The organism is Blattabacterium cuenoti (assembly GCF_014252015.1).
In the GTDB taxonomy this organism is placed as follows: Bacteria; Bacteroidota; Bacteroidia; order Flavobacteriales; family Blattabacteriaceae; genus Blattabacterium; species Blattabacterium cuenoti_U.
In genome coordinates this window covers 238,780-261,513 of the sequence record NZ_CP059206.1, presented here as the reverse complement: position 1 = coordinate 261,513, position 22,734 = coordinate 238,780, and the positions used below count along the sequence as shown (strand labels likewise).

Genomic DNA, 22,734 nt, shown 5'->3' with positions numbered 1-22,734 from the left:
ATTTTATTGTACTTTTTGGTCTTCTATGATTAATTCGTATGGAGGAGATTCTAAATGTTTTAATCCATTCACCAATTTTTTTCTTATAAAAGAGGCTAATTGCATTTTCATACATTTACTATGTATATCTGCATATTCAGATTTTAATTCCTTTATTTCTTCACTAATTTTAGTTATTTTTCTAATTTTTCGGTCCATCATATGTGAACTGGTAATACTAATTAAAGATAGTATTGTAAGAAAAACAATAAAATTCCAACTACGATAAGCATCTTCTTTTACTAAAAATTTTCCTTTCAGGATATCTTGTATATTCGTTCTCATTTTTTTTTTTGTTATTTTTTAAGCCTTTTCTGCAATTCTTAATTTAGCGCTTCTAGATCGTGGATTATTTATGATCTCTTGAAAACTTGGTTTAATGACTTTTTTATGTATCATTCTGAATGGTATAGTTTTAAAATTAATTTCATTTATTATAATACCCTTTTTAAAAAAATATTTTATGATTCTATCTTCTATAGAATGATATGAAATAACGGCTATCCTTCCTCCTGGTAAGATAATTTTAGAAGATTCTAATAAAAAATTCTTTAAAGCATTTATTTCATTATTAACTTCTATTCGTATAGACTGAAAAAGTCTAGAAAAAAATCTTTTTTTCTTTTTAAAAGATCCTTTTATGAAAAAAAGATCAACTAAATCCAAAGTAGTAGTAATGTTTTTTTTAAAACGTTTTTTTAATATTTTATCTGCAATTTTTCTTGCATTTTTAAATTCTCCATATTCATAAAATATATGAAATAACTCTTTATTTGAACATTCATTTAAAACATTTTGAGCAGAATAAGAAGATTCTTGGTTCATTCTCATATCCAAAACACAATTGAATCGATTCGAAAATCCTCTTGCAGGATTATCTATTTGTAAAGATGAAATCCCTAAATCTGCTAATATACCTGATACTTTATCAATGCGATTTTGATTCAAAATATCACGTATGTGAATAAAATTATTGTGAAATAGATGAAAACGTTTATCTTTAATAAAATTTCTTTTTATGGATTCCTTGTCCTGATCTAAAGCTATTAAAGTTGCTTTTCTACTCAATTTTTTTAGAATAGCATAAGAATGCCCTCCTCCACCAAACGTAGCATCTACATAAATACCGTTTTGATCTGTAATTAAATTTTTTATACTTTCTTTTATAAGAACTGATTTATGATGGTATTGAAAATTCATTTTTTATCTTATCTATATTCCTATAAGGACGAAATTATGTTTTATAATTATATGTTGCATATGTCATTTAAATTTAAAAAAAATGAAATTTAACTTAATTAAAACGGATAGTTCTTCCAAAGCAAGAATAGGGATTTTAAAAACGGATCATGGTAAAATAGAAACCCCTATTTTTATGCCAGTCGCTTCAAAGGGTTATGTAAAATCTGTTCCAATACATGAACTTTATAAAATATCTAAAATAATTCTTGGAAACACTTATCATTTACATTTTCAACCCGGTATTCAAGTATTACATAAAGCTGGAGGAATTCATTCTTTTATGAATTGGAAGGAATCTATATTAACAGATAGTGGAGGATTTCAAATTTTTTCTATGAAAAAATTAAATAAAATTACTGAAGACGGAGTTTTATTTAAATCTATTATAAATGGATCCTATCATTTTTTTTCTCCCGAGAAATCTATGAAAATTCAACGTTTCATAGGTGGAGACATTATTATGGCTTTTGACGATTGTCCCCCTTTTCCCTGTAGTCATACAGAAGCTAAAAAATCTCTAAAAAAAACACATCATTGGTTAAAAAAATGTTCTTCTTATTTAGAAAAAAATCCAGAAATATATAATTATAAACAAAGTTTTTTTCCTATTATACAAGGAAGTATTTATACAGATCTAAGAAAATATTCTGCAGAAGAGATATCCTTGTTAGAAGCTGAAGGGTATGCTATAGGGGGTTTAAGTTTAGGAGAAGAAAAAGAACAAACACATACTATTACTGATTTATTAACAGATTTTTTACCTAAAGAAAAACCTAGATATTTAATGGGAGTAGGAAATCCTGTAGATATTTTAGAAGGAATTGCTCTTGGAATAGATATGTTCGATTGTGTTATTCCTACAAGAAATGGACGTCATGGAATGCTATTTACATGGAAAGGAATCATGAACATAAAAAACAAAAAATGGGAAAAAGATTATTCTTGTTTAGATGAATTCGGAAATTCTTATGTAGATCAATTATATAGTAAATCTTATGTAAGACACCTTTTTTTGTCTAAAGATAATTTAGCAAAAGAAATAGCTTCTATTCATAATCTTTCTTTTTATTTTAATCTTATTCAAGAAGCAAAAATTCATATTATGCATAATGAATTTTTTTCTTGGAAAAAATCAATGATTCCTTTATTACAAAAACGTTTATAAATATGAAAATTATTGATCGTTATATTATTCGTAATTTCATTGGTACTTTCATATTTATTACTATTTCACTGCAATTATTATCTGTGTTGATAGACATTTCTCAACGAATGCATCGTTTAGAAAACAATCAAGGATCAATTAAAGAAGCTTTAATTTTTTATTATCCTTTTTGGTCCATATGGTTAATTAATACTTTTTATCCTATTTCCGTTTTTTTGTCTGTTATTTTTTTCACATCTAAATTAACCCATAATTCAGAAATCATAGCGATTCTATCAAGTGGAATTAGTTTTAGAAGATTGACTTTTCCTTACTTAATGTCAGCTATTGTGATAGGAATTTTAGCTTTAATAACAAATTATTATTTTTTACCTGTGGCTAACAAAAAAAAAAATGAATTTCATTATCAATATCTTTTAAGTCCAAAATACAAAAATAAATATGAAAAAAATCAAACAATAAGTACTCAAATTTCAAAAAATGAATATATTTTTATTAGAAATTTTTCAAAAAAAGAAAATATAGGAAAAGAATGTGTATATCAGAAATATAATGGAAAAAAGTTAATATACATTCTAAAATGTAGAACTATTTTTTGGTCTAAAAAATATAGAATATATATTTTATTTGATTACATAGAAACTATAATAAAAAAAAATCATGATTTTTTAACTGTAGGAGATTATAAGATTAAGAAATTCCCCATAACCCCTGAACAATTTTTACCAGAGGAATATATAGCAGAAACAATGAATATTCATGAATTGAAAAAATTTATTGATATAGAAAAAGACAAAAAAAATATGAACATACATTTAAATGAATATTATCAAAGAACAAGTTTACCCTTTTCTACTTTAATATTTACCCTTTTGGGATTATCTATATCTACATCTACAAAAAGAGAAAAAGGAGAAATTGCTTATAATATTATTATAGGAATTGTATTAGCTTTTTTTTATGTTTTTTTTATAGAAATAACAAAAACATATTCTAACAAAGATTACATTCCTTCTTATTTAGCTGTTTGGCTTCCTAATATTATTTATGGAATAATTACATTGTTTTTTTATTGGAATAGAAGTATGAATTAATTCATTTCAAATCCTGCTATATATACTTGTCCATTTTGTTTAATAGATTTTATGGTAACATCTCCTGAATATTTTTTTAAAACTCTATCAACATCATTAGGTTTTTTCATTTTTTCTCCATTAATAGATAAAATTATGTCTCCTTCTTCCAAACCTATAGCACTTAAACGACCTGTTCTTATCTCTATAATTCTAATCCCATAACCAATACCAAACTCTTTTTTAGACTCTTTACTAAGTGGTTCAAATATAGCCCCTAATAATTCAGATGGAGTAATTTCCTCTTTAGTCCTTATTTTTATTCTTCCTTGCAAATCTTTCAAAGTTACGTGAAAAGTTTTTTTCTGTCTATTGCGTATAATATTCACTTTTACTTTATCCCCTGGATGTTTTGTTCCGACAATAAATGATAAATCTGCAACATTTTGTATAGGTTTTCCATCTATGCTTTTTATAATATCTCCTTTTTTAAGTCCGGCATCTGCTGCTCCACTTTTTTCAAAAACTTCTCCTATTAAAAAACCCGGTTGTGATTTTATATTTTGATGTGTTTCTTTATTATAAGCTTTTAGATATTCTGTTTTAGAAAGATCCATTCCTTTCACTCCTAAATATGCACGTTGTACGGTTCCGTATTTTTTTATATCCTGTATCACTTTTGCTACCAAGTTAGAAGGAGCTGCAAAACTATATCCTATAAAACTTCCTGATGCTGAAGAAATGGCAGTATTAATTCCAATTAACTCTCCATTAGTATTGATTAAAGCCCCCCCACTATTTCCAGGATTTACAGCTGCATCTGTTTGAAAAAAAGATTCAATAGCTGATTGTGTTTCTCCTCTTAATATCCCCAAACTTCTATTTTTTGCGCTTATGATCCCTGCTGTAACTGTAGAGTTTAAATCAAAAGGATTTCCTATCGCTAAAACCCACTCTCCTACTTGTACTTTATTGGAATCCGAAAAATAAATAAAAGGTAAATTTTTTTCATTAATTTTTAATAAAGCAATATCCGTACTAGGATCTGTTCCTATTAGTTTAGCTTTATAAGTTCTTTGATCGTTAAGAGAAATTTCTATTTTTTCTGCATCTTTTATGACATGATTATTAGTTACAATATATCCATCAGGGGATATGATGACCCCAGACCCATGAAGTCCAGGAATATCATTTTTTTGAGGTTTTCTTCCTCTATTATTTCCAAAATCATCAGGAAATCCAAAAAAGAAATCAAATGGATCAAACTGATTATTATATTTTTTTGAATAATTTTTTATATTGACTACTGCATGTATAGTTTTAGATACAACTCTGGTAAAGTCAGGAAATCCTGCAGAACTAACCAATGGGGAAGTATCTGAAGAGGTGAACTTTGTTTTTGATAAAGATGATGTGTATGGAAAAAGTATAGGTTCTTCTTTAGTGTATTGTTTATATGCAGCAATAGTTATTATTGAACTCATAATACTGCTTAGTACAATATAAAAAACTATTTTCTTCATATATATTAGTGATTTAAAACAAACAAATATATGGAAATTAATAATTTTATAGTTCTAAAAATAATATTAACTTCGTTGCTATGGAATTAGATTTTTATAAATATCAAGGAACGGGAAATGATTTCATACTTCTAGATTATAGAAAAAAAAAAGAAAAAATAGGAAATCCTTTTTTGTTCAAAAAATTGTGTGATAGACATTTTGGTATTGGAGCCGATGGAATTATTTTAGTTAAAAATGATGATGAAGATGAAAGTGATTTTTATATGAAATATTATAATTCCGATGGACAAGAAAGTACAATGTGTGGAAATGGGGGAAGATGTGCTATTTCTTTTGCTTATAAATTAGGAATCATAAAAAAAAATAAAATTCATTTTCGAGCTATAGATGGATATCATGATGGATTTATAATAAAAACTAAGGATTTAGTTTCTATAAAACTACTTGATGTAGATAAAAATACAATAGAAATTCATAAAAAATACGTTTTTTTAAATACAGGATCTCCACATCATATTCAATTTGTAGAAAATATAAAAGAAAAAAATGTATCTGAAGAAGGTAAAAAAATTAGATTTCAAAGTCCTTACTTGAAAAAAGGAGTCAATGTTAATTTTGTAAAAGTACTTGAAAATAATACGTTACAAGTACGTACTTATGAAAGAGGTGTAGAGAATGAAACTTTATCCTGTGGAACAGGAGTTGTTGCTTCTGTAATTGCCGCATATAAAACGGATAAAATAAAAAATAATCTAGGAGAGATTTTAGTTCAAACTCTTGGAGGTAAATTATGGGTTTCACTAACGGAAACAAAAAATGAATATAAAAATGTTTCCTTAATTGGACATGTTAAATTTATATTTAAAGGATACATTATTATTTAATTTTTAATTAATAAATAGAAAAAAAAATGAGTAATTATTCAATTAATAGTGATTCTATTAAATTCCTAGAGAAATATTTGAATGAATATTCTCCAACAGGATGTGAAAATGAAGGGCAAAAAATCTGGATGAATCATATTAGTTCTTATGTAGAAAAAGTACAAACCGATTTATATGGGACAGCAGTAGGGATTATTAACCCTAATTCTCCATATAAATTAATTATTGAAGCTCATGTTGATGAAATATCATGGTACGTTAATTATATCACAGAAGAAGGAATAATATATGTTTCTCGTAATGGAGGATCTGATCACCAAATTGCTCCATCTAAAAGAGTAATTATTCATACAGAAAAAGGATTCGTACATGGAGTATTTGGATGGCCTGCTATTCATACAAGAAAACCTTCAAAAGAAAAATCTCCTAGTGTAGATAATCTATTTATAGATATTGGTGCTTCCTGTAAGACGGAAGTAATTAATATGGGTGTTCATGTAGGTTGTGTGATTACTTATCCTGATAAATTTTTTGTTATGAATAACAATTATTTTGTATCTAGAGCATTAGATAATAAAATAGGAGGTTTTATTATAGCAGAAGTAGCAAAAATGCTAATAGAAAATGATATTGATTTAAAATTTGGATTATATATCGTGAATTCAGTTCAAGAAGAAGTAGGATTAAAAGGGGCTAAAATGATATCTCAAACTATAAAACCCAATGTGGCTATTGTTACAGATGTTACACACGATACTTATAGTCCTATGATTGAAAAAAAAATACAAGGTGATATTAAATCTGGATTAGGACCTGTAATTGTATATGCACCTTCAATACATAAAAATATTAGAGAATTAATTATTAACACAGCTAACAGTAAAAAAATACATTTTCAACGTTTAGTATCATCTAGATACACGGGAACAGATACAGATGCTTTTGCTTATTCCAATAAGGGGGTATCGTCCGCTTTAATTTCCATTCCTCTAAAATATATGCATACCACAGTAGAAATGGTTCATAAAAATGATGTAGAACAAGCTGTATTACTAATTTTTGAAACTTTGCAAGCAATTAATAATAATAATCAATTTTTTATTGATTGAATCGAAAATGAATGATATCTCCATCTTGAATGAGATAATTTTTTCCTGCTAATAATATTTTTCCTGCTTTTTTAACATTTTCTTCAGATCTATATTTGATAAAATCATCATAATGAATAACTTTTGCTCTAATAAATCCTTTTTTAAAATCTGTATGAATAGCTGAAGAGGCTTCATAAACTGTGCATGGATTAGGAACAGACCAAGATCTAATTTCTTTTTTTCCTACCGTAAAAAAACTTTGTAAGTTTAATAACTTATAGGTTTTTTTTAGTATCTTATCAATTCCTATATAATTTTTTTTCAACGATAGAATTACCAAAGTAGAATTTTCCATTTTTACCATTTTTTTCATATTTTCTATATATGAATTGGTTGTATAATTTAACTCATCATCTATATTACATACATAAATAATAGGTTTAACAGTTAATAACTGTAAATCTTTGATATGTTCTTTATCATCTTTTTGAAATGGATACATTCTAATGTTTTTTCCTTTTTTTAAAAAAGAAAAAATACTTTTCAATATATGTGTAGATTTATTGACTTTATTTTTTGTATGAATTTTTTTTAATCTTTTTTCTATTGTTTCCAGATCTTTAAACTGCAATTCCATATCAATAATCTCTTTATCTCTAATAGGATTAACGGATCCTTCTACATGCATCACACTTATATCGTTAAAAAAACGTATCATGTGAATAATGACATTGGTTTCACGAATATGAGATAAAAATCTATTTCCTAAACCTTCTCCTTTATGCGATCCTTTAATTAATCCAGCTATATCTACTATTTTTATTTCGGATGGAATTATTTTTGTAGGATTAATGATTTTTTTGAGTTCATGCAGTCTTTCATCTGGAACTTTTGTAATTCCATAATTAGGTTCTATGGTACAAAATGGAAAATTTTCTGATAAAGCTTTAGAATTAGAAATCAAATTAAAAAATGTTGATTTTCCTGTATTTGGAAGACCTATAATTCCACATTTCATTTTTTTTCTTTCTGATGAAAATTACAATTTTTATCGAAAAGAAATATTATTTTACCAAAATTTAATTTTTTTTATGAATGAACGAAAATAAAATGCCGTTCTGGAAACATATTGATGAATTAAGAAAACATATAATCCATTGTTTTTGTGCAATAGTCATTGCTATGATTATTTTAATGAACAATAGAAAAATTATATTTGATTGCATTATTTTTGGTCCAGCAAAAACAGATTTTATTACTTACCGTATATTTTACAAATTGACAAATTCTTTTTTAGGTATCCATTTTAGTTCCGTTTCTTCTTCTTTTCTGTATAAAAATTTAGAGATACAAAATAGACAAATATTCGGACAATTCAATATTTATGTATGGACTTGTTTTATAGGAGGTGTAATTTTATCTTTTCCTTATGTTTTTTATGAATTTTGGAAATTTATAGAACCGGCTCTTTCGGAAAAAGAGAAAAAATATTCTATATGGATACTGATGTTAGTATCTTTTCTATTTTTATTAGGAATTTTTTTCGGTTATTTTATATTATGTCCATTTTTAATTCATTTTGGATATTCTTTTAGAATAAGTCATGTTCCAAAAAACATATTCGATTTATCAGATTACATATCTTTAATCGTTCATTCAGTGCTTTCTATGGGAATTATTTTTTTATTTCCATTTTTTATATTCTTTCTTACTAAAATGGAATTAATATCCTATACATTTTTAAAAAAATACAGAAAACATGCTTTTATGATTATGTTAGTTATAGCTTCTGCTATAACACCTGGAGATATTTTAAGTACAATTATCGTATTAATTCCTCTTCTAATACTTTATCAAGTAAGTGTATACATATCTTTTCACACAAACAACAAATAAAAAAGTCTCTTGATCAAGAGACTTTTTTATTTGTTGTATTGTATATGTTATGATTTTCGTATTGTGATTTCAACACGTCGTCCTTTTTTCTTTCCTACTCCTAATCCTCTAACTTCTATTCTAGAAGAATCTACTCCTTTAGAAACTAAAGCTTCAAATACGGCATGAGCTCTTTTCACAGATAAAATTTTATTATAATAGGATTTTCCATTAGCATCTGTATATCCATTTATGTAAAATTTAGAATTAGGAAGATAGTTTCTCATGATTTCAGCAATTTCATTAATAATTTTTAAGGAACGAGAAGATAATGAAAATTTACCCAAATCAAATAAAATGGGGTTAAAAACTACATCAGGACATCCTTTATTTTCTTTTTTTCCAAATTTTTGAGGACATTTATCTTCATAATCCGGAATATTATCTGAATCTGTATCAGGGCATCCTTTAAATTTTTTTAATCCAAATTCATTTGGACACAAATCTTCTTTATTCAAAACTCCATCATTATCTGAATCTTCTTGATTATCACAACAAATTTTCTTTTCTTTTTCTTCTACAAAATGTTTTTCTTCATTTTTTTTCTTTTCCTTTTCCTCGTAATAAGTATCTTTTTCTGTTTCTGCTACGATTTTATGATCAGGATTAATTTTTAAATTTCCAAAACGAAAAATCAATCCTACATTATGTTTCCAAAAATTCAAATAATCTTTCGATTGTTTTGCAAATACATGATTATAAGTACTTTGTAAGTTAATCCCAAAATTAGATACCAACCATAAATTTAACCCTAATCCTCCATCTAACAAAAAGAAGTTTTTCTTATTCGTTCTAAAATATTTTGTTTCTGAAATTCTCAATTCTCTGTTTATATAATTATTGAACTTATGATAACCTCCTCCTAATCTTAAATAAGGATCAAACTTGTAATGAGGTAAAATATATAAATTAACCCCATGACTTAACTTTAGAAAGAAACTGTTTTCTACCAGCCATCTCATATTATCTACCATACCTAATGAAGCATCTAAATACAAACCTATATGTTTCTTAATATTATGTTCTAATTCTATACTAGAAATAACAGGATTAAAACTATTATTTTTTTTAAGAAAAAAATCTTTAAAAGGAGACGTTATAGGATGATAATTGATGTCATGTGCTCCTATTCGAATAAACCATTTTTCTTTCGAATCTTGGGAAAAGACAGACGAAAAAAAAGCAAATAAAACAACAATAAAAAAATTTACGTTTTTCATAAAACTATAATTTCTTTAAATCTAAACAAATATAAATATTTGATTTTAAAAATAATTTGATTTTAAAAATAAATTAAATACGATTTTTTAATTTAAAAGATTGCTTGATTTCTCTAATCAAATCTTTTTTTCGCAAAGATTCACGTTTGTCATATGTTTTTTTTCCTTTAGCTAAAACTATTTTGATTTTTATATATCCTTTATCATTAAAAAATAATTCTATGGGAATTAAAGTTAAACCTGGATTCTTCAATTTCTTATTTATTCTTATTAATTCTTGTTTTTTTAATAATAATTTTCTTTCTCTTACACTTGAGTGATTCCAATTGGTTCCAAATTTATATTCAGCTATATACATATTAATAGAATATAACTCTCCATGTTTCATTTGACAAAAACTTTCCATTATATTGACCTTATTTTGTCTTATTGATTTAACTTCTGTTCCAAACAGTTGTATTCCAGCTATATAATGTTCCAAGAAATGATACCTAAATCTTGCTTTTCTATTTAGAATACTCATAATTAATCGTTATTTTTGTGAAATAGTCAAACGAAAATACAAAGATATACAAACACAAAAATTGAAAAAAATGAATGTACGTTATTTAAAAGATTTGTGTATTCAAGTGAGAAGAGATATTTTACGTATGGTAAATGATGCGAAATCTGGACATCCTGGCGGATCTTTAGGATGCACAGAGTTTTTTGTGGCTTTATATCAAAAAATTATGCATTATAATCCAAGTGAATTTTATATGGATGGAATAGGGGAAGATCTTTTCTTCTTATCTAATGGACATATATCTCCTGTTTATTATAGCATATTAGCTCGTTCTGGATTTTTTTCGATTAAAGAATTATCTACCTTCAGAAAATTAAATTCTCGTTTGCAAGGACATCCTACAGTACATGGAGGACTTCCTGGAATACGAATTTCTTCTGGCTCCTTAGGACAAGGAATGTCTGTATCCATTGGTGCTGCTTTATCAAAAAAACTTAACAAGGAATCTCATAGTATTATTTACAGTTTACATGGAGATGGAGAATTAAATGAAGGACAAATTTGGGAAGCTGTTTTGTATGCGGGGTCTAGAAAAATAGATAATTACATTGCTACTGTAGATTATAACGGTCAACAAATTGATGGAACAACAGATGAAGTATTACCTCTAGGTAATTTGAAAAAAAAATTTGAATCTTTTGATTGGAAAGTTATAGAAGAATTAGAAGGAAATAATGTTGAAAAAGTGATTAATATTTTAAATAAAGCCAAAAATGAAACTGGAAAAGGTAAACCTGTTTTAATCATATTATATACTCAAATGGGGTACGGTGTAGATTTTATGATGGGAAATAATGCATGGCATGGAAAGTATCCTAATAAAGAAGAATTAGAAAAAGCTTTATCTCAACTTCCTGAAACTTCTTTAGAAGATTATCCATTATAAAAAATATATATTATGAAACAATATAAAAATCAAGGGCTGAAAGAAACTAGAGCAGGCTTTGGTAAAGCTTTAACTTTTTTGGGAAGAAAAAATAATAAAGTGGTCGCATTATGTGCGGATTTAACTACCTCTCTATTTATGGATCAGTTTTCTAAAGAATTTCCTGAAAGATTTTTTCAAATAGGAATAGCAGAAGCTAATATGATAGGAATAGCAGCTGGACTTAGCATAGGTCAATATATTCCATTTGCTGGAACATTTGCAAATTTTGCGACATCTCGTGTTTACGATCAAATACGTCAATCTATTGCTTATTCTTACAAAAATGTAAAAATATGTGCTTCTCATTCTGGGTTGACCCTAGGAGAAGATGGAGCTACACATCAAAGTTTAGAAGATATAGGAATGATGAAAATGTTACCTGGGATGACTGTTATTAATACTTGTGATTATAATCAAACTTATGCAGCTACTTTAGCTATATCGAATTACTTAGGACCAGTGTATTTACGTTTTGGTCGTCCTGCTGTAGCTAATTTTACAGATGAAAATCAGATATTCGAAATAGGAAAAGCCGTAGTCTTAACAGAAGGAAAAGATGTGACTATTGTTAGCACAGGACATTTGGTATGGGAATCTTTAGAAGCATCTAAAATTTTATACAAAAAAAAGGGAATAGAATGTGAAGTAATTAATATTCACACAATAAAACCATTAGATGAAAATACGATTTTGAAATCTATTAATAAAACAAAATGTATTGTAACTGCAGAAGAACACAATTATTGGGGGGGATTAGGAGAAAGTATTGCAAGAGTATTGACCACACACAATAAAAAATGGTCAGTTATTCAAAGTATAGTAGCTGTTAATGATACTTTTGGAGAAAGTGGAAAACCTATGGAACTTTTAAAAAAATATAATATTGATCGTGATTCCATTATAAATCATGTACAATTTGTTTTGAAAAATAAACAAAAAAAAATATAAGTTTTGGAAATCAAAAATTTACAAAAATTAGTTCATGATTGGATAGAAAATCATGGAATTCGTTATTTTGATGTGTTAACTAACACAATTCTTTTGTCTGAAGAAGTAGGTGAAGTTTCTAGTATAATTGCTAGAAATTATGGGGAACAATCTAAAAAAAAAAATTGTAAAAAAAATGAAGATCTTGGAGAAGAATTATCAGATGTCTTATTTATTATAGCTTGTTTAGCAAATCAGACTGGAATTGATTTAGAAAAATCCTTTTATAAAAAACTAAAAAAAAAGGAAATTAGAGATCATGCTAGACATCATGAAAATAAAAAATTAAAATAAAAATATGTCTTCTTACATTAAAATTTACAAAAATAGAAGTTCTTTATATGGTTCTATATCTATAACGGGATCTAAAAGCATATCTAACCGTCTTTTAATTTTAAAAGCTATTTATAAAAATGATATTCATATTGAAAATATTTCTAACTGTGAAGATACAGAAGTATTAAAAAAAAGTTTAATTAGTACTTCTAATATATTGGATATTCATCATGCTGGAACTGCTATGCGTTTTTTAACTTCTTATTTATCTATACAAGAAGGAAAAAAAGTAATATTAACAGGATCAGATAGAATGAAAGAAAGACCTATTTTTATACTCGTAGAAGCTTTAAGAAAGCTAGGATCCGAAATTGATTATTTAGAAAAAGAAGGCTTTCCTCCGATAAAAATTTTTGGTAAAAAAATTTTAGGAGGAGAAATAGATATGAATGCAAAAATTAGTAGTCAGTATATCAGTTCTCTTATGTTAATAGCTAGTCAATTTAAAATGGGGTTAAAAATTTTTCTAAAAGGGAATATTACATCTATTCCCTATATAAAAATGACTTTTGATTTATTGACTTTAGCCGGAATAAAAGCAAATTGGAAAGAAAGAATGATCCATATTTATCCAGTAAAAAATAAGGGGGAAAAATATTTTTATGTAGAATCAGATTGGAGTTCTGCTTCTTACTATTATTCTATGGCTGCTATTGTAAATAAAAGTAATATTGTTTTACGATCATATAACAATGTTAGTTTGCAAGGAGATAAAGAAGTTTCTTATATATATGATAAATATTTTGGAATTTCTACTATTTTTGATAAAAATGTAATAACATTAAATAAAAAATTAAATTTCGTATTACCAAAATTTATTGAATTAAATTTAAATAAAACACCAGATCTTGCTCAGACTATTGTTGTTACTTGTGCTGCTATTGGTATAAAATGTAAATTAAAAGGATTAGAAACATTGAAGATTAAAGAAACTGATAGATTGCAAGCATTAAAAGAAGAGCTTTTAAAATTTGGAGTGATCACAAAAATTACAGATTCTTGTTTAGAAATAACAGGTTTTTATAGAGAAAAAATTGATTCTTTTATAAGAATTAAAACTTATCAAGATCATAGAATGGGAATGTCTTTTTCTACATTTGGATTATGCTCTAATTTTATAGAAATAGAAAATCCAAATGTTGTAGAAAAGTCATATCCTAATTTTTGGAAGGACTTAGAATCTTTAGGTTTTTTAATTGATTCTTATGAAGAATAAAGAATTCTTCTTGCCACAATGAATCTATGATTCCAATATTTTTGATATAATTGAGATATAACTACCCCATTGGATGTAGATGCGTGAATAAAAAATATATTATTATTGCTAGCATTTATCACCATACCTACATGATTTATTTTTTTAGATGTTCCTGTTGCAAAAAATAATAAGTCTCCTTTTTTTATTTTACCTTTTGGTACAAAAGAACCTTTTTTAGCTTGATTGTAAGAAATACGTGGTAAAAATATATGATAAGAAGCAAAAATATTTTTTATAAAAGCAGAACAATCTATTCCAGTTTTAGTACTCCCTCCATACCTATATGGAGTATACATATAATTTTTAGCATTTTCTATAATACATTCTGTCTTTTCTTGAAAAAAAAGTTTTTGATTCAAAAATTGAAAATAAATTTTTGAATTATTTTTATATAACTTTTTTTTTCTGAAATAAATTTTTTCATATTTTTTCTTACATTCTACATTTCCATATAATGAAGTAGAAATAAGATGATAATAAAAAATTATAAGTAAAATAATTTTAGAATTGATGATAAGCTTTTTTTCTTGTTTAAGATTTAATAAACAATCCAGATGAAAAAAAAGAGATGATCAAATGTAAACAAAATACTTGTATTAAATATAAAAAAAATTTAATTTGTGTCATTAATTTTTTTATAAAAGGCCCATTCGTCTATTGGTTAGGACGTCAGGTTTTCATCCTGGAAAGAGGGGTTCGATTCCCCTATGGGCTATAATTATTTTTTATGGCAAATCATTCATCTTCTTTAAAAAGAATAAGACAGAATCATACCAGACGCTTACGTAACAAATATATGTATAAAAGTACCAAGACAGCTATAAAAAAATTGTTAATAGATAAAAATAAAAAACAATATTCTATTGTTATTTCCATGATAGATAAATTAGCTAAAAAAAATATTATACATGTGAATAAAGCAGCTAGATTTAAGAGAAAATTGAGTAAAATATTTTATAATTAATTTAATTTTTTATGAAATTTTTATTAAAACTTCATCATTATATAGCTTATTTGTTTATGATTTTTCTAATCATAGAAATGATATATATTTTATACTGTAAAAAATGTTCAAAAATAAAAAGCGTATTTTTTTTTTAAAGTAGTATTGAATTTTACAGTATTCATTATTTGTGTTCAAATTTTTATTGGTTCACTGTTAATGTTATTTAACTTTATTTTTTTATCCAAAAATGGAGTTGATATTGTTGAAATTTTCAAACAAAAAAAAATTCGTTTCAAATTGATTGAACATCCAATTATGATGATAATTGGATTTTTTATATTTATTCTTTTATACAAAAAATTATATAAAAATCAACCATATCAAAAAATTACTCGTACAGTTTTATTTTTATTTTTTTTATCTGTATTAACTTTTATGATTCGTTTTCCTTTTAATTCAAATTAAATATGAAAATAAGTCCATTATCTCCAATAGGAATATTTGATTCTGGAATTGGCGGACTTCTTATAGCTAAAGAAATTAAAATTCAAATGCCTAATGAAGATTTTATTTATTTTGGAGACACCAAAAATATGCCTTATGGGGAAAAATCTAAAAAATTTATTAGAAAAAATTCTATAAAAATAGCTTCTTTTCTTTATCAAAAAAAGTGTAAAGCTTTAGTCATAGCATGTAATTCTATTACATCTAATGCTTTGGATTTGATTCAAAAAAAATTTCATAGAAAAATATTAATATTTAATGTTATAGATCCTGTTGTAAACAATAAAGTTTTTCTTTCTTATAAAAAAATAGGAATCATCGCGACTCCAGCTACTATACATTCAAATTTTTATCTAAAAAAAATTAAAAAATACTATCATAACTTAGATTTAGTTCAAATATCTACTCCTTTATTAGCTCCTGTTATAGAAAATGGTTGGGAAATGAAAAAAATAAATCCTATTATAAAAAATTATTTAAATGATTTAAAATCAATAGATGCAATATTACTGGCTTGTACTCATTATTTATTTTTGAAACAAGAAATAAAAAATTTTTTTCTCGGAAAAGTTCATTTAATTGATATACAAAAAATAGTAGTACAAGAAATAAAAGAAAAATTAAGTGAAAAAAAATTATTATGCCTCCATCCTAACTGGAATAGGTTTCCTGTTTTTTATACATCTAGTTCTATTCCCTTTTTTTTTGAAAAAAAAGTACGAATTCTTTTTGGAAGAAAAGTATTATTTAAAACACATGTTTTTAATTCTGTCTAATTTGTGCATCTATTACAGCTAAAGTAGTGAGATTAACTATTTCTTCTATGCTTGATTGCATTTGCATAACATGTGCCGGTTTACGCATTCCTAACATGACAGGGCCAATAGTTTGCACATCTCCTAATCCTCTAATAAATTTATAAGTTAAATTTCCTGATTCTAAATTTGGAAAAATGAAAATATTTGCTCTTTTTTTAACAAGTTTAGAGAAAGGAAATTTTCTAGATAATAAAAATTCATTCAAAGCAAAATCAGGCTGTACTTCTCCATCCACTATCAAATCTGGATATTTTTTATGTAAAAAGGCTACTGTTTGAGAAACTTTATAAGATGTTTTTGAATCAGATGAAAAATTTTGAAAAGATAACATGGCTATACGTGGTTCAATATCAAAATTTTTCACTACATTAGAAGCCATGAGAGCTATTCTAGCTAATTCTTGACTTGTTGGATCTAGAATGACAGCTGTATCTGCTAAAAATAGAGGACCACGTTTCGTTAATAAAATCATCATTCCTGCCGTTTTTTGAACAGAATTAGCTTTACCTATAACTTCTAACATAGGACGTAAACTTAATGAAAAACTTCTAGAATATCCCGTAATAACTGCATCTGCCTTTCCTTGATCGACCATCATAGCACCAAAATGATCATTAGTCCGCATACGAATTTTGGAATCATACAAAGTTAAACCTTTTCTATTCCTTCTTTTCCAAAGTATTTGAGCAAAATTTTCTACTTTTTTTATATTTTCTTCTTTTTCTGGATCTATAATTTTTAATTCAAGATCTAAATTATTTTCATTAATCAAACGGTTGATCCTATCTTCATTTCCTAAAACTATGGGAATAGAAACTATTCCTTCTTCATGAAGAATTTGAACAGATTTAAGAATATCGTACTCTTCTCCATTACAAAAAACAACTTTTTTAGGATTTGTACGGGCTCTATTTTGAATCATTCTAAGCATTTTACTTTCATACCCCATTCTATCGAGTAACTTTTCTTGATAGATTTCCCAATCTAAAATAGGATTTCTTGCGACTCCAGAATCCATAGCGGCTTTTGCTACTGCAGGAGCTACACGAGTAATTAAACGATTATCAAAAGGTTTCGGAATGATATATTCTTTTCCAAAAGAAATATTTTTTTTATTATAAACAATATTTACCTGTTCTGGAACAGGTTCTTTTGCTAAAGATGCAATGGCATGTACTGCAGCAAGTTTCATTTCATCATTGATTACATTAGCATGAACATCTAATGCTCCTCTGAATATATAAGGAAATCCTAATACATTATTAACCTGATTGGGATAATCACTCCTTCCTGTGGCGATAATAACATCTGAACGTACTTTTATAGCCAAATTGTAATCTATTTCTGGATCAGGATTAGCCATAGCAAACACAATTGGATTTGGAGCCATACTTTTTAACATATTAGGAGTTAATATTCCTCCTATAGATAAACCTATGAAAATATCCGCATTATTAATAGCCTGTTCCAATTTTTTAATGGGATAAGTATTAACGGAAAATTCTTTTTTCTCTTGATTTAAATCCTTTCTTGAAGTATGTAATAAACCCTTACTATCAAACATAAGAATATTTTCAGGTTTTACTCCAAGTTTCTTATATATTCTTGCACAAGAAATTGCTGCAGCACCTGCTCCATTAACTACCATTTTAATTCCATCAATTTTTTTTCCTACATAAGTGATAGCGTTAAGAAGTGCAGCTCCTGAAATAATTGCTGTTCCATGTTGATCATCATGCATTACAGGAATATTAAGTTCTTTTTTAAGTCTTCTTTCTATTTCAAAAGCTTCTGGAGCTTTGATATCCTCTAAGTTAATTCCGCCAAAAGTAGGTGCAATCGCTTTTACTGTTTCTATAAATTTTTCTGGATCAGATTCGTCAATTTCTATATCAAAAACATCAATACCGGAAAATATTTTGAATAAAAGTGCTTTACCTTCCATGACAGGTTTAGAAGCTAATGCTCCAATATCACCAAGTCCTAATACAGCAGATCCATTGGTTATCACAGCTACAAGATTCCCCTTGGAAGTATATTTGTAGACTTCTATGGAAGAACGAGCAATCTCCTTACAAGGTTCAGCAACACCTGGGGAATAAGCAAGAGATAAATCTCTCTGACTACTATATTTTTTTGTAGGAGTTATTTGTATTTTTCCAGAAGGAAATTGACTATGGTAATTTAAAGACTCTTCACGAAAATTACTTATGTTTTTTATCATTATGTTTAAAATATTAAAATATTGAAAATAAATAAGAAATATTTATATGTTGATTCCAATAAATATCTTTTTCAAAAAAATATTTTTTATTTATTTTCCATCTTATTATGAGTTTATAATATCCTTTTTTTAAAAATCTTTTAGGAATCAATAATATTTTTTTTGAAGATTTCAATATTTTGAAAGATTGCGAAAAATCTAAATCTTTTGAAGAAGATCTAAATAAAGTAAAAAAACCATAAATATCATTGTTAACAGAAGGGAATATTATTTCAATTCCAGAATACAAAATGAAAACTTTTATTTTTGTAGGAAGTTTTAACATATTTTTTTTTTCATTTATAATTTCTTGATATTTCATTTCTTCTTCATAATATCTATCTGACACAAGTTGACTTCCTACATGTGGAAAAAAGAAAGCAATGTAAGTAATAAAGATTATAAAAACAACTAAAGGTAACACAATTCCAATATCCCAATTGAATTTTATTTTCATAATTCAAACTTTAAATTTTTTTTAAATAGAAAACTTTACTATAGAATAAATTATATTTTACTCCATTCTGTTATTTTTCTACCTTGAGGAGCTTTTCCTTTTAAAGATTTTTTAAATTTTTTATTGATAAAATAAACATAACTGGATATTTTTTCAATATCATTTCCTTTAATTTCTCCTGATTGACCAAAAGCACGCATAGTTGGATTATTATCGCTTCCATTCCATATTATATAAAATATGTTTTTAAATAAATCTTTTTCTTTTGCATTTATCCAATAATCATCTGTTAAATTTGGACCTATATTTCCACTACCATCCGAGTTATGACAAGTAGCACAATTTTCTTCGAAAAGAATTTTTCCTTTATTTATTAAATTTTCTCTAAAAGATGCATTTTCTATAGTTACTTGTGGAGTATTTTTTTCAAAAATTTCAATTTCTTTTAATTGATTTTTATAAGCTATATCATATTCCTTATAAGGATTAGAAAAATCTATTAACAAATAAGAAAAAAAATAAATTGCGGAAAAAACAATTGTAAGATAAAAAAGATGAATCCACCACATAGGTAATTTATTATCTAATTCTATAATTCCATCAAATCCATGATCTATTTTTTTAACATCATCATGATATATTTTTTTAGAATCAAAAAACATAAATCTATAAAGTCTATAAAAATAATTTCCTTCATTTTCTTCAAAAATTTTTTTTCTTTCTTCTTTTGAAAGAAATTGTAATTTTCTTATAAAAATCAAATGATTAATAGATTCTAAAACACACAATAATATTGTAATTATAATAAAAAAAAATATAGTAATAGGATGTACTAAATAAGATATGTGATTATAACTTACAAGAAATACATAAAATATAAATATTACAACAGATAAAAAAGAAGGAATCATGATAAAAGAAGAAATTTTAGATCTCATACCCTTTCTTTTTCTTCTTCTAATTCTAATTCCAAAGGAATTAAACTTATTTTATTATAATATTTTTTAGATTTTGAAAATACAAAAAATATTACTAAAAAAAATGCTAATAAAAATAAAATTAACATAACAGACTGAAAAACACCTATATTTTTTTCTCCTGTAAAATATTGCTTAAAAAAACTTATCATGAACTTTTTTTTTAAGATTTTATATCTGTACCTAACCGCTGTAAATAAGCAATAATAGCTATAATTTCTCTTTTTTCTAAGGGAATAAATTTTTCTTTTTCTATTTTTCTTTGTTGATCTATTTCCTTTTTTAAACTTGGATATTCTTTATAAATATCATATACAATTTGATTGGCTTGATGATCCATATCTTGATTTACATTTTTTATATATTTCAAAGTATATGGAACTCCTAATTTTACCATTGCCTGCATTTTTTTTTCTGTATTAGATCTATCCAATTTATTATAAATTAACCAAGGATATCTAGGCATAATAGATCCAGGAGATGTAGAACGAGGATTGTACATATGATTAAAATGCCAAGAATTAGGGTTTTTTCCTCCTTCTCTAGCTAAATCTGGGCCTGTTCGTTTAGATCCCCAAAGAAATGGATGATCGTATACAAATTCTCCAGCTTTAGAATATTCTCCATAACGGACGACTTCGTCTCTAAATGGACGAACTTGTGCACTATGACAAGCATTACATCCTTCTCTTACAAATAAATCTCTTCCTTCTAATTCTAAAGCTTTGTAAGGTTTAACATTATGAATTGTAGGTACGTTAGATTTAATCACTAAAGTAGGGATAATCTCTATAAAACCTCCAATAGCTACTGCTATAAAAGAAAGAATTGTTAATTGTATTGGCTTCCTTTCTAACCATCCGTGAAACGTTTTCTCTTCAACTTTTCCATAATTACCGTAAAATGGATCACACTTAAATTCTTCATTATCTAATGAATAACCTTGTCTAATTGTTTGAAAAATATTATAAATCATTAAAATAAAACCTAAAAAGTAAATGATTCCACCTAAAAACCTTATTTTATAAAAAGGAATGATAGACAAAACAGAATCTAAAAAATTTTTATAAGCTAAGGTCCCATCAGGATTAAATTTTTTCCACATGACAGATTGTAAAATAGATCCGAAATACATAGGAAAAATATATAAAATGATACCTAAAACCCCTAACCAAAAATGAATATTAACTAATGATGTAGAATACAATTTTGTATTCCATATTTTTTGAGTCAACCAGTATATGATTCCAAAAGCCATAAAACCATTCCATCCTAAAGTTCCTAAATGAACATGTGCTATGACCCAATCTGTGAAATGTCCTATGGAATTTAGAGTTTTAGTTGCTAACATAGGCCCTTCAAAAGTAGCCATTCCATAGCAGGTAATTCCAACCACAAAAAACTTCAAAGTAGGATTTGTTTTCATTTTACTCCAAGCTCCTCTTAAAGTAAGCAACCCATTCAACATTCCTCCCCAAGAAGGGGCAATCAACATAATTGAAAAAATAGTTCCTAACATTTGAGCCCAATTAGGAAGAGATGTATACATTAAATGATGAGGACCCGCCCAAATGTATATAAATATTAAAGACCAAAAATGTATAATAGAAAGTTTATAAGAAAAAATAGGTTGATTAGATGCTTTTGGAACAAAATAATACATTAGTCCCAGTATAGGTGTAGTTAAAATAAAGGCCACCGCATTATGACCATACCACCATTGCATTAATGCATCTTGCACTCCAGCATATATAGAATAACTTTTAAAAGATAAAAGAGATATAGGCAATTCAAGATTATTAAATACATGTAACATCCCTACAGCTACCCATGTTCCTAATAAAAACCAAACGCTAACATATAAATGTTTAATTCTTCTTTTAAGAATGCTCCCAATCATATTTATTCCGTAAACTATCCAAATCAAAAATATTCCTATATCTATAGGCCACTCATGTTCAGCATATTCTTTACTTGTATTAATTCCTAATAAAAAAGTAATCCAAGTAGAAACAATAAATAATTGCCATCCCCAAAAATGAATCCAACTGAGAATATCACTGAAAATTCTTGTCTTTAACAAACGTTGTAAAGCATAATAATACCCTGTGAAAATAATATTTCCTACAAAAGCAAAAATAGCTGTGCTTGTATGAAGCATTCTCCATCGACCAAATCCCATAACTCCTTGAGAATACTTTAGTTTGTTCCCAAAAATAAGTTCAGGAACTTCAGGATAAAATAATAATAAAGCTACAAATAACCCGGCTAAAAATCCAACAAAAGCCCAAAACATCGTAGCATATAAAAAAGCTTTTACAATACTGTTATTATAATAATATGTTTTCAATTTCATCAAAAAATTTAATTTTTTTCAAAATCATCAATTAAAATTCTAATACTAGGAGATTCATAATCATCAAATTGACCAGAATAAAGAGCCACTAAAAAAAATATAAGAAAAAATGCTCCCAAAGAAATACTAGATAATATCATAATAATTAATATGTCCATAGGCAT

At 26.3% G+C, this 22,734-nt stretch carries 25 protein-coding genes and 1 tRNA gene; 13 read left to right on the top strand and 13 right to left on the bottom strand.

The genetic code is table 11. The annotated features are described in order from the left end of the window. Positions 1 to 3: 3 nt before the first annotated feature. Together H0H50_RS01245 and rsmH are read right to left on the bottom strand one after the other, a co-directional pair. Positions 4 to 324, bottom strand: coding sequence for an FtsL-like putative cell division protein (locus H0H50_RS01245; RefSeq protein ID WP_185867362.1), 321 nt, complete (start codon positions 322 to 324; stop codon positions 4 to 6). Between the two features lie 18 nt (positions 325 to 342). Next, positions 343 to 1,239 carry a 16S rRNA (cytosine(1402)-N(4))-methyltransferase RsmH gene (gene rsmH / locus H0H50_RS01240; RefSeq protein WP_185867361.1) on the bottom strand — a complete coding sequence of 299 codons (897 nt, stop codon included), beginning with the start codon at positions 1,237 to 1,239 and terminating at the stop codon, positions 343 to 345. A gap of 82 nt (positions 1,240 to 1,321) precedes the next feature. Between rsmH and tgt the strand changes: the two genes are divergently transcribed. Together tgt and H0H50_RS01230 are read left to right on the top strand one after the other, a co-directional pair. After that, on the top strand, positions 1,322 to 2,446 hold the full coding sequence (gene tgt / locus H0H50_RS01235) for a tRNA guanosine(34) transglycosylase Tgt (protein WP_185867360.1): 1,125 nt from the start codon (positions 1,322 to 1,324) through the stop codon (positions 2,444 to 2,446). A gap of 2 nt (positions 2,447 to 2,448) precedes the next feature. Further along, positions 2,449 to 3,540, top strand: a complete 1,092-nt coding sequence (locus tag H0H50_RS01230) for an LptF/LptG family permease (RefSeq protein WP_185867359.1) — start codon at positions 2,449 to 2,451, stop codon at positions 3,538 to 3,540. On the opposite strand, the gene H0H50_RS01225 is transcribed toward H0H50_RS01230, so the two are convergent. Beyond that, positions 3,537 to 5,042 carry a Do family serine endopeptidase gene (locus H0H50_RS01225; protein WP_185867358.1) on the bottom strand — a complete coding sequence of 502 codons (1,506 nt, stop codon included), beginning with the start codon at positions 5,040 to 5,042 and terminating at the stop codon, positions 3,537 to 3,539. The genes H0H50_RS01230 and H0H50_RS01225 overlap by 4 nt on opposite strands. Before the next feature lie 80 nt (positions 5,043 to 5,122). Between H0H50_RS01225 and dapF the strand changes: the two genes are divergently transcribed. Continuing rightward, positions 5,123 to 5,929, top strand: a complete 807-nt coding sequence (gene dapF / locus H0H50_RS01220; RefSeq protein ID WP_185867357.1) for a diaminopimelate epimerase — start codon at positions 5,123 to 5,125, stop codon at positions 5,927 to 5,929. 26 nt (positions 5,930 to 5,955) lie between these two features. After that, positions 5,956 to 7,038: a zinc-binding metallopeptidase family protein gene (locus H0H50_RS01215; RefSeq protein WP_185867356.1), complete on the top strand. Its 1,083-nt coding sequence runs from the start codon at positions 5,956 to 5,958 to the stop codon at positions 7,036 to 7,038. Here H0H50_RS01215 and H0H50_RS01210 read toward each other — a convergent pair. Continuing rightward, a complete protein-coding gene (locus tag H0H50_RS01210) occupies positions 7,028 to 8,038 on the bottom strand; it encodes a redox-regulated ATPase YchF (protein ID WP_185867355.1) in 1,011 nt (336 codons plus the stop codon). The genes H0H50_RS01215 and H0H50_RS01210 overlap by 11 nt on opposite strands. Before the next feature lie 77 nt (positions 8,039 to 8,115). Between H0H50_RS01210 and tatC the strand changes: the two genes are divergently transcribed. Further along, entirely contained in the window at positions 8,116 to 8,916 is an 801-nt protein-coding gene (gene tatC / locus H0H50_RS01205) for a twin-arginine translocase subunit TatC (RefSeq protein ID WP_185867354.1), read from the top strand. Between the two features lie 47 nt (positions 8,917 to 8,963). Here tatC and H0H50_RS01200 read toward each other — a convergent pair whose 3' ends face one another. Beyond that, positions 8,964 to 10,175, bottom strand: coding sequence for an OmpA family protein (locus tag H0H50_RS01200; protein WP_185867353.1), 1,212 nt, complete (start codon positions 10,173 to 10,175; stop codon positions 8,964 to 8,966). Positions 10,176 to 10,248: 73 nt separating this feature from the next. Next, positions 10,249 to 10,698: an SsrA-binding protein SmpB gene (gene smpB / locus H0H50_RS01195; RefSeq protein ID WP_185867352.1), complete on the bottom strand. Its 450-nt coding sequence runs from the start codon at positions 10,696 to 10,698 to the stop codon at positions 10,249 to 10,251. A gap of 70 nt (positions 10,699 to 10,768) precedes the next feature. Here smpB and H0H50_RS01190 point away from each other — a divergent pair, with 70 nt between their 5' ends. The 4 genes from H0H50_RS01190 to H0H50_RS01175 are packed head-to-tail and all read left to right on the top strand — an operon-like array spanning position 10,769 to position 14,207. Next, a complete protein-coding gene (locus tag H0H50_RS01190; protein WP_185867351.1) occupies positions 10,769 to 11,626 on the top strand; it encodes a transketolase in 858 nt (285 codons plus the stop codon). Between the two features lie 12 nt (positions 11,627 to 11,638). Beyond that, a complete protein-coding gene (locus H0H50_RS01185; RefSeq protein ID WP_185867350.1) occupies positions 11,639 to 12,616 on the top strand; it encodes a transketolase family protein in 978 nt (325 codons plus the stop codon). A 3-nt stretch (positions 12,617 to 12,619) separates the two neighbouring features. Continuing rightward, positions 12,620 to 12,949: a MazG nucleotide pyrophosphohydrolase domain-containing protein gene (locus tag H0H50_RS01180; protein ID WP_185867349.1), complete on the top strand. Its 330-nt coding sequence runs from the start codon at positions 12,620 to 12,622 to the stop codon at positions 12,947 to 12,949. 4 nt (positions 12,950 to 12,953) lie between these two features. Further along, positions 12,954 to 14,207 (top strand): 3-phosphoshikimate 1-carboxyvinyltransferase, encoded by a 1,254-nt coding sequence (locus H0H50_RS01175; RefSeq protein ID WP_185867348.1) that lies wholly within the window; start codon positions 12,954 to 12,956, stop codon positions 14,205 to 14,207. Here H0H50_RS01175 and H0H50_RS01170 read toward each other — a convergent pair. Continuing rightward, positions 14,195 to 14,608, bottom strand: a complete 414-nt coding sequence (locus H0H50_RS01170; protein WP_238784209.1) for a C40 family peptidase — start codon at positions 14,606 to 14,608, stop codon at positions 14,195 to 14,197. The genes H0H50_RS01175 and H0H50_RS01170 overlap by 13 nt on opposite strands. Before the next feature lie 284 nt (positions 14,609 to 14,892). Here H0H50_RS01170 and H0H50_RS01165 point away from each other — a divergent pair. The 4 genes from H0H50_RS01165 to murI all read left to right on the top strand — a co-directional run bounded on the left by H0H50_RS01165 (position 14,893) and on the right by murI (position 16,475). After that, a tRNA-Glu gene (locus H0H50_RS01165) sits at positions 14,893 to 14,964 on the top strand. A gap of 12 nt (positions 14,965 to 14,976) precedes the next feature. Continuing rightward, positions 14,977 to 15,213, top strand: a complete 237-nt coding sequence (gene rpsT / locus H0H50_RS01160; RefSeq protein WP_185867347.1) for a 30S ribosomal protein S20 — start codon at positions 14,977 to 14,979, stop codon at positions 15,211 to 15,213. 198 nt (positions 15,214 to 15,411) lie between these two features. Further along, positions 15,412 to 15,660, top strand: coding sequence for a hypothetical protein (locus H0H50_RS01155; RefSeq protein ID WP_185867346.1), 249 nt, complete (start codon positions 15,412 to 15,414; stop codon positions 15,658 to 15,660). A gap of 2 nt (positions 15,661 to 15,662) precedes the next feature. Then, entirely contained in the window at positions 15,663 to 16,475 is an 813-nt protein-coding gene (gene murI / locus H0H50_RS01150) for a glutamate racemase (RefSeq protein WP_185867345.1), read from the top strand. On the opposite strand, the gene H0H50_RS01145 is transcribed toward murI, so the two are convergent. Genes H0H50_RS01145 through ccoS form a run of 6 tightly spaced genes read right to left on the bottom strand, consistent with a single transcriptional unit; the run spans position 16,462 to position 22,734 of the window. Beyond that, complete coding sequence (locus tag H0H50_RS01145; protein ID WP_185867344.1) at positions 16,462 to 18,741, bottom strand: NADP-dependent malic enzyme; 2,280 nt, start codon at positions 18,739 to 18,741, stop codon at positions 16,462 to 16,464. The genes murI and H0H50_RS01145 overlap by 14 nt on opposite strands. A 13-nt stretch (positions 18,742 to 18,754) precedes the next feature. Beyond that, positions 18,755 to 19,237, bottom strand: a complete 483-nt coding sequence (locus tag H0H50_RS01140; protein ID WP_185867343.1) for a FixH family protein — start codon at positions 19,235 to 19,237, stop codon at positions 18,755 to 18,757. A gap of 50 nt (positions 19,238 to 19,287) precedes the next feature. After that, a complete protein-coding gene (locus tag H0H50_RS01135) occupies positions 19,288 to 20,175 on the bottom strand; it encodes a cbb3-type cytochrome c oxidase N-terminal domain-containing protein (protein WP_185867342.1) in 888 nt (295 codons plus the stop codon). After that, positions 20,172 to 20,366 carry a CcoQ/FixQ family Cbb3-type cytochrome c oxidase assembly chaperone gene (locus tag H0H50_RS01130; RefSeq protein WP_185867341.1) on the bottom strand — a complete coding sequence of 65 codons (195 nt, stop codon included), beginning with the start codon at positions 20,364 to 20,366 and terminating at the stop codon, positions 20,172 to 20,174. The genes H0H50_RS01135 and H0H50_RS01130 overlap by 4 nt, the downstream gene beginning before the upstream one ends. 11 nt (positions 20,367 to 20,377) lie before the next feature. After that, entirely contained in the window at positions 20,378 to 22,570 is a 2,193-nt protein-coding gene (ccoN, locus tag H0H50_RS01125; protein WP_185867340.1) for a cytochrome-c oxidase, cbb3-type subunit I, read from the bottom strand. A gap of 8 nt (positions 22,571 to 22,578) precedes the next feature. Next, positions 22,579 to 22,734 (bottom strand): cbb3-type cytochrome oxidase assembly protein CcoS, encoded by a 156-nt coding sequence (gene ccoS / locus H0H50_RS01120; RefSeq protein ID WP_238784208.1) that lies wholly within the window; start codon positions 22,732 to 22,734, stop codon positions 22,579 to 22,581.